The 7,464-nt window shown below is 67.7% G+C and carries 9 protein-coding genes and 1 pseudogene; 2 read left to right on the top strand and 8 right to left on the bottom strand.

From position 1 onward, the window contains the following. Positions 1-101: 101 nt before the first annotated feature. The 7 genes and pseudogenes from ABEB12_RS13570 to ABEB12_RS13595 all read right to left on the bottom strand — a co-directional run bounded on the left by ABEB12_RS13570 (position 102) and on the right by ABEB12_RS13595 (position 5,575). Entirely contained in the window at positions 102-455 is a 354-nt protein-coding gene (locus ABEB12_RS13570; protein WP_345702790.1) for an IS3 family transposase, read from the bottom strand. Beyond that, positions 448-1,032 (bottom strand): annotated as a pseudogene (locus ABEB12_RS13575) (IS3 family transposase); the annotation flags it as partial. The pseudogene ABEB12_RS13575 and the gene ABEB12_RS13570, both read right to left, overlap by 8 nt. Then, complete coding sequence (locus ABEB12_RS13580) at positions 1,010-1,339, bottom strand: transposase (protein ID WP_185066023.1); 330 nt, start codon at positions 1,337-1,339, stop codon at positions 1,010-1,012. The gene ABEB12_RS13580 and the pseudogene ABEB12_RS13575, both read right to left, overlap by 23 nt. Positions 1,340-2,188: 849 nt before the next feature. Next, positions 2,189-3,232: a hypothetical protein gene (locus tag ABEB12_RS13585; RefSeq protein ID WP_185066022.1), complete on the bottom strand. Its 1,044-nt coding sequence runs from the start codon at positions 3,230-3,232 to the stop codon at positions 2,189-2,191. Beyond that, positions 3,229-4,293, bottom strand: coding sequence for a tyrosine-type recombinase/integrase (locus ABEB12_RS13590; RefSeq protein ID WP_185066021.1), 1,065 nt, complete (start codon positions 4,291-4,293; stop codon positions 3,229-3,231). The genes ABEB12_RS13585 and ABEB12_RS13590 overlap by 4 nt, the downstream gene beginning before the upstream one ends. Before the next feature lie 289 nt (positions 4,294-4,582). Then, positions 4,583-4,804, bottom strand: a complete 222-nt coding sequence (locus ABEB12_RS42115; RefSeq protein ID WP_425572244.1) for a DUF6069 family protein — start codon at positions 4,802-4,804, stop codon at positions 4,583-4,585. A 132-nt stretch (positions 4,805-4,936) separates the two neighbouring features. Further along, positions 4,937-5,575 carry a hypothetical protein gene (locus tag ABEB12_RS13595; protein WP_345702788.1) on the bottom strand — a complete coding sequence of 213 codons (639 nt, stop codon included), beginning with the start codon at positions 5,573-5,575 and terminating at the stop codon, positions 4,937-4,939. Between the two features lie 204 nt (positions 5,576-5,779). Here ABEB12_RS13595 and ABEB12_RS13600 point away from each other — a divergent pair, with 204 nt between their 5' ends. Next, a complete protein-coding gene (locus ABEB12_RS13600) occupies positions 5,780-6,016 on the top strand; it encodes a hypothetical protein (RefSeq protein WP_185066019.1) in 237 nt (78 codons plus the stop codon). Positions 6,017-6,259: 243 nt separating this feature from the next. Here the strand turns inward: ABEB12_RS13600 and ABEB12_RS13605 are convergent, their stop codons facing one another. Then, entirely contained in the window at positions 6,260-6,508 is a 249-nt protein-coding gene (locus ABEB12_RS13605; protein ID WP_185066018.1) for a hypothetical protein, read from the bottom strand. A 271-nt stretch (positions 6,509-6,779) separates the two neighbouring features. On the opposite strand from ABEB12_RS13605, the gene ABEB12_RS13610 reads away from it, so the two are divergent. Beyond that, a partial coding sequence (locus ABEB12_RS13610; protein ID WP_345702789.1) for an IS3 family transposase occupies positions 6,780-7,464 on the top strand: 685 nt, incomplete at its 3' end.

Here is a 7,464-nt window from a genome sequence, read left to right on the forward strand (position 1 = left end):
GCCCGCGGTCGGGGTGTCGGCGTCCAGCCCGCCGAGGTGCCAACGCTTCATGCGCAGTGCGCGGACGGGGTTGAGGTTCCCCCTGTTTGCCGGAGACTTGTTTATCTGTGATTGGCCGGCTCGGGTTGGAGGGTAGCCGGCTGGGCCGGTTGCTGGTGGAGGGTGTGGTGGGCCTGCTCGTACTCGTCGGGTGAGAGCCCGCTGAGCCCTCGCTGGATGCGGCGGGGGTTGTACCAGCCGTCGATGTAGCGGAACAGCGCTGCTTCGGCTTCGGCCCGGGTGGCGAAGCTGGTACCAGGCCAGTACAGCAGCTCGATCTTGATCGTGGACCACAGGTTCTCGGCGAGCGCGTTGTCGTAGCTGTCTCCGACGCTGCCGGTGGACGGCGCGATCCCAGCGTCGGCCAGGCGCTGGGTGAACCGGATCGCGGTGTACTGGGCCCTTGTCCGAGTGATGCACGAGCTGACCGGCGCGCACGTCGCGCGACCACAGCCCGTACTCCAGCGCGGTGAGCACCAGGTCGGTGTCCGCGCGGGCCGCGGTGGCCCAGCCGACGACCCGGTTGGAGAACGCATCGCGCACCGAGGCCAGCCACAACACACCCTCACCGGTCATGATCCGGGTCAGGTCAGCCACCCACAGCCGGTTCGGCCCCTCGGTGGCGAACTCGCGGTTGACCAGGTCCGGAGCGGCGGTGTGACGCGGGTCGGACCGGGTAGAGCCGCCCTTCCAGCCCTTGCGCAGGTACGCGCCGCGCAGGTTGTGCTCACGCATGATCCGCTCGACGCGCTTGCGCCCACACCGTACGCCCTGGCGTCGCAGCTCCAGCCACATCCTCGGTGAGCCGTAGGTGGCCGCGAACTCGTGCGACGCCCGAATGGCCTGGATCCGCTCCAGTAGCTCCGCGTCGCCGCGCGCCCACTCACTGGGCCGAGCCTGGCGCGCCCGCCAGCCGTAGTAGGTCGACGACGGGATGCACAGGACCCGCGGCACGAGACCGACCGGGAAGTCATGGGCGTCGATGAAGCTCATGACCACCTCCGGGTCGGGCCGATCTCGGCCGCGAATAAGCGCTGGCCGCCCGCAACACCTCGTTGGCCCGCTTGAGCTCGGCGTTCTCCCGGCGCAGCCGCCGGTTCTCCTCGAGCATCTGGGTGCTCGGCTGATCAGCACACTCACCGCGATCGGCCTCATCCTGGCGGATCCAGCTCCGCAACGCCTCCGGATGGATACCCAACTGCTCGGCCAACCACCGCTTGACCGGCTTCGGGTCGGCCTCCCGATACAACCTCACCGCACGTTCGCGCAGCTCATCGGGATACTTCTTCGGTGCGGACACGATGACTTCCTTCCACGGTTTGCATGATCAAACCTGGTTCGGAAGTCTCCGGAGAACCGAGGGAAGCTCAGGTGGGCGGTCAGCACCGATGTCAGCGCGATCTCGCCATAGCGGGCCAGGGAACAGCGTCCGGCGCTGATGCCCCTGGCCCCGTGGTTGGCTTCTGTGCCGGTGACAGACGCCGCGCAGACCGCGCGCGTCGTGGCAGTTTCCGCGAGCCGTGCGGCGCTGCCTCTGGCCGGTGCTGGCGTGGTGGACCGGCTGCACGTTGAGGCGTCCGCGGCCGCCCGCACGGTTTCTCGAGGTGGGATAGCTGGATGGCGGTTGAGGCGTTCTCGCCGCCGCTCAGCCGCGAGAGCGGTGCGGTTGGCGGTCGAGGTGGTACACGGCGCGGGTGGTGACCGCGGATTGCGGGACCTGCTTGTCGGATCGCTTGATGCGTGGCGGTTGGCCGGCGGGTTGGCGCCTGTGCCGTTCGGCCGGCCGAGGACTGCGCTGCCGAGCTTGCCGTGCGTTGCGAGCTTCGCGCCCACCCCGGTAGTGACTCGGCGTCGCTTTATTGCGCCGCTGTACTGGACTCGTGGCCGGACTGGTTGCGAGACCGGTGGGTCAGCCAGCAAGCGGGCAAGGCGCGCGCTGATTTCGTCGACGTATGTGCGCGGTAAGCGCCAGGTCTCGACCGGGCACGAGCGGCGACAAGATCAGCGTTGCGGTGGCTGAGGATCGCCGCCGCACAGATATCGGCAGGCGATGCTGAGAGCAACCAGTGCCAGTACCGTCCCGGGAGGACGGGCCTGTCAAGAGATCGGCTCTGGCACAGAAACGGTGGTCGCTGCCGGCGTGTCACGTTCAGGTGATCCGGCAGGCTCTGTGACCGTGACGCTGGTGCGTTCCTGATCTTGTTGATGTGTTGTTCTTGCGGGTCCAGTCGGATGGATCAGCGTCCTGGGGGCGCTCGGCCGCGAGCCAACGGCCGACCCTGAGCAGGTTGGAGCGGGTCTGGCCGCGGGTGCGGTGTGTCAGCGTCGAGGTCTCGTGCCACTGGTTCACCCACTGCTCCCAAGCCGGGGCGCCGCCGGTCGCCTTGGTGGAGTGGTCGCCGGTGCGCGGCCGGGGCGGGTCGCAGAACCCCAACTCGGCCACGGCCCGCTGCGTCGCGTAGAGGGTGTTCAACCGCGCGCCTTGCAACAGCCGGTCGCCGCGGAACCGGTCGAACAGCTCAGTGCTCAGGTCCTCCAGGTGCGGGCTGCGGTTGAACAGGAACAGCTGGCAGACCACATTCGGCAGTAACTGGTCGTCATCGCGCCCAAGCTGGTAGCCCCACCGCGCCAGGATTGCACGGACCCGCGCGATCTCGCTGTTCACGCCGTCTTGCCCGAAGATCCGCCAGGACAGCCTGAGCCGGTGGAAGCCGGCCATCGCGTGGAACCCGTTGAAGGAGCCCAGAAGATAGGCGTGGGCCGCGAGGTAGGGCCGGACCTCGTCGCCGGCCCAGGCTGGCGCGTGGCGGCAGAACTCCGGCTGGTCGCGACCCAGCAGGTAGACCCACTCCTCGGTGGTCCAGCCCCAGAAAGCCCTGCCGAGCTCGGCGGAACGCACCAGCAGCACGGCGACCACGTCCAGCATGGCGCGTCGCCGATGCGGGGTCGGCGGTGAGTCCAGACCAGCATTGACCGTGTCGATCGGGCGCAGCAGCCGCCGGATCACACGCCAGCCCGGTGCGGACGCATCGTGGCGCTGAAGCCGGCGCAGGTTGTCCACGCCCAGCTCCTGGATCGCCGTCGCCTCCTCGGCCCGGACTGCGACCGTGGTGTCGAACCGCCGCCCAGCCAACGGCGAGCGCCACCGAGCCCCAGACACCACCTCGGCGGTCCCCGACCGCGGCGCGGTCACCGCGGCGTCCCCGCGACCGGGCCGTCCGTGAGCGCGGCGACGCGCCAGGCGTGGATGTGTTCCATGCCCTTGGCGAGTTTGTCGGCCAAGTCCCGGCCGGACAGATGGATGTAGGCCAGGGTCGCGTCGGTCGTCCGGTGTCCGGCGAAGGTCGCGATGGCGTGCAGCTCCCAGCCCATCCGCGCCAGGTCCGTCAAGCACAGATGCCTTGTGGTGTGGGTGGAAAACCGCGGGACTCCAGCGTCCAGAGCGATCTTCCGGACGACCTTCGACCACGTCCACAAGCTCAACGGCTGTGCGTGATTGCGGCGGGACTCGGACAGGAACAACGGCCCGCGCGCCCGGCTGATCCTTGCCCGGTGGGCCAAGTAGCCCGACAACAGCACGCCAGTGGAGGCCGAGTACGGCACCACGCGCTCCAGCCGGTTCTTGGTCGTCTCCGCCCTCACCCGCAGCGTCCGGTGCGCCGGGTCCAGATCATCGGTGCGCAACGAGCACAGCTCCTCCCGCCGCAACGCCGCGTCATAGGCCAACGCGAGCATCACCCGATTGCGAACCGGCTCTCTCGCCGCCACACCGAGCACTTCCGCCCATTCCCGCTCGGACGGGATCCACGGCAGCTTCGTCAACCGGGGCACCAAACCGCGCTCGTGGCCGCCTCCCCGCCGCCCAGGCGTGTAACGGCCCCGGCCCACCGGGTTGGCCTCCCGCACCCCCTCCTCCATCAAGTAGTCGTAAAACAGCCGCACCGGCACCAATCGCTGCTGGATCGTCGCGTTGGCCAGCCCCGACCCAGAGTCGATCGACACGACGTTCACGCCCCCGCGGCTGCGCCGCTCGGTCAACTCGCGGACGTAGACAGCGATGTGTGCTCGGCTGGCGGCGATCGGGTCGACGCCCTCCCGCTCGCACATCAACAGATACTCAGCCAGCCCAAGGGCGTAGGCGTCGATCGTCCGCCGGGCACGCCCCAGATCAGCCCATACCCGCAGCCACTCAGCCGCCCGCTCGTGTCGGCCGAGTACCGGCCACTTCCGCTCCAGCACCACGCTGTCGCTCAAGCCATCTCCCAAGTCCGTGGTCACACCGGACGGAGATGATCAACCGCCCGACCAGATTCCACGTAACTTTTAAAGCGATCAAAAGACAGATGTACGGACGAGCCGGATTCCCGCTACTCCGACAACGCATCCTGCTCAGCTGAACCCGCCCCACCACCGTTTCTGAGCCAGAGCCGATCTTGGAACAGTCCCGTGATGTCCGGCGTAGATCTCCCGGCTGCGCAGCACGTCCGAGTGTCTGATGGCGTGATCAGGCACGAGGTTTCTGAACCGTCCCTTCGGCGAGGGCTCACATCGGGTGCGTCGGCGGCTGAGGGCGCCTGGAGTGCCGGAACACTGGTACGAGGACAAGGGCCGCCGCGAGGTGCAGCGCGATCAGGCTGATACGTGTGCTGGTGGCGGCGGACTCGGTGAGGATCGGCCCAAGGGACACGAGCGTGACGAGGGCAGGGGTGCGCGTGGGCACGAACTGGTCCGTGCGCTCAACCCCAGGGGCGGAAGGGCCGGTCACGAGCAGCGCGTCCGCGTGCCGGGGCGAGGCGATCAGCCGCGCGCCGCGCAACTTGTTACGATCTGTGGGTTGTAACCGTCGCGCCGGGCGCCTGCCGCAGTGACGGGCTCACAGGTGCCGGACCACGGCCGGTCACGGGCCGAGCGGGGGAAGCCACAGCTCGACACCCGGTACCCCGCCCTGGGAGACGCCGAAGAGGGTGTACCGAGTGGTGGTGACAAATTTGACACCATGCTCAACCCCACGAGCTCGGAGGGCCTCGACAGCTGGACTCGCGTCCCCGGCGACATGCTCGTTTTCCCATACCGTCAACACGACCGCTGAACTCGAGTCCCTGTCCACCAAAATCTCGGCGATACACGGCCTCTCATACTGAGCCAGTTCCGGCAGCAGCACCCCGCTGAGGAAAGGGACCGCGTCGTCGAGTCTCGCGGACTCAAGCTGCACGCCGTGCACCAGCACAATCGCGCCCCGCCCGGGCCGGGAGTGCCAGACCCTCGCCGTGACTTCGTATTGTTCCGCCGTGACAGTGCCGCCGGCGAGCAGCTCAACATCGCGACGGACCTCCGTCAGGACCGCCTCGCTGGAGTGCGCGGGCTCATCCCAGTACGAGGCGGCCACGACGACCCCACTGTCCCAATCCGCGTAGGTGGCCAGGCCGCCGGTACCGAGCGCCGCTTCCACCACCGCGCGGTCGCGGCCTTCGATATAGTCTAGGACGGCCGCCGTCTTGTCGCGGTCACCGAAGATCGTATTCATCCGGACATGCATGGCGGTGTCCTCATCCTGTCGTGCCGCTCGTGTACCGCGCCCACCGGGGCCGCGGCCGGAGGTGGCGGTCTCCCCAAGTCGCGAGCCTCAAGATGTGCGCGAGTGGGCCGGGCCATTGACCACCGCTAGAGCAGCTGCACACTTTCGGAGTTGCGAGATTTCGCAAGTAACCATACTCTGTGAGGTGCAACGAGGGGAAGTGTCATGCATACCGAGCTGCGCGCCGAGGTCCGCTCAGCGCTGCGGAACCTGACGGCGGCGCGGCGAGCGGAGCTTCCGTATTCGGCCTACCTGCACCGCAAGCTCCTGCAGAAGCTTCTCGATACCGCAGACCAATGCGGAATCGACACCGACACCTGGCTCGATCGAACGACTCTGCCACCGCTGGGCCTCGTCGAAGGCCCCTTCACCCTCGACGAACCCCACCATGACCCCGAGTAGCCCTCGTGCGGTCGCGGTAGTCAGCGACGCCAGCGGGCGCACCCACGGCTCGAAACTCAGCACGGCGGATCACTCCCATGACCGGTTGCCCCGGTTGAACTCGATCGCGGCGCTGCTTCACGAGCGTGTGAACGTCGACGCGGTACCCGACCTGCTGCCCCACGGCCGGGTCGCTCGGCTGCCCACCGTGGGCCACTTCACCGCACCGAGGACGTCACAGCGACCGCCGACGCACTACACGACCTACTTCAATCCTGACTCCGTGCGGGTGTCCACGGGTGTGCTCGCGGTATCCAAGCCCGCACGTTGCGCCGGCATGTGCCGTACTCGGCGCCGAACCGGCGCCAGGGCGGGTTCCTCGTAGACGCGCACGAATGACGCGGGGAGGCGCCAGACCACGGCGGCGTAGCCGAGCAGGGCCACGACCGGCCCGAAGTACATCGGACTACGTACAAACCGGTTGAATCCGATGACCACCACCAGCTGGACCACCCCGGGAATCTTGGAGGCTGTTGATCCTGGAGAGGATCGGCGGCATGGCAGTACCCGGTTGAGCTCAAGGTTCGCGCGGCGTTGCGCTACTGGGTGCGGCGCGATGAGGAAGGACAAGCCCCGTCTGGGCAGCGGATGCCGGGTTCGGAGGCGGAGAAGGATGCCCAGATTTCCGAGCTGGAACAGCAGGCTAGGGAGCTGCGGCGAGCGAATGAGATTTTGAAGCTCGCCTCCGCTTTTTCGCCCGGGAAATGAACCCTCGACCGCCACGTTGACCGCGTTCGTGGATGCCCACCGTGACCAGTTCGGAGTGGAACCGATCTGCGCGGCGCTCGAGTTCCCAACCTCAACCTACTACGCGGCGAAGAAACGGCAGGCGCAGCCATCCGAGCGGGATATGCGAGACGCGGCGGTGTTGGTGGAGATCCGCCGCGTGTGGGAGGCAAGTGGAAAGTTGTATGGGGCGCGGAAGGTGTGTCAGCAATTGCTGCGCGACGGCGGTGTCGCGGGCCGACCGGTGCCTCGCTGCGCGGTGGAGCGGCTGGTGCGCGCCCACGACATGACCGGAGTGGTGCCGCGTCGTCACCAGCCGCGTACCACGGTCCCCGGCGATCCAGCTTCGCGACCGGTTGACCTGGTAGAACGGCGCTTAGCCGCGCCCGCGCCGAACCTGTTGTGGGTGACCGATCTCACCTATGTCGCGCTGGCCGGCGGCCGGTTCTGCTACACCGCGTTCGTCACTGACGCGTTCTCCCGCGCGATAGTGGGTTGGCAGGTGGCCGAGTCCATGCACACCGAACTGGCGTTGGATGCGTTGGAGATGGCAATATGGGCACGGAAAGACCGGATTGGTACCGCCGCCCTGATACATCATAGCGATCGCGGCGTGCAAGGCGAATTCAACCGGTGGACGCAACACCAGCCTGTTGGAGCGATGCTAGCTGATCATCGAGCGC

This window comes from Actinospineispora eucalypti, assembly GCF_039543365.1.
Lineage (GTDB): Bacteria > Actinomycetota > Actinomycetes > Mycobacteriales > Pseudonocardiaceae > Pseudonocardia > Pseudonocardia eucalypti.

Excerpts from the sequence above, each read along its gene's own strand:
- ABEB12_RS13600 (WP_185066019.1), top strand. The coding sequence starts at position 5,780 with ATGCATACCGAGCTGCGCGCCGAGGTCCGCTCAGCGCTGCGGAACCTG.
- ABEB12_RS13595 (WP_345702788.1), bottom strand. The coding sequence starts at position 5,575 with ATGCATGTCCGGATGAATACGATCTTCGGTGACCGCGACAAGACGGCG.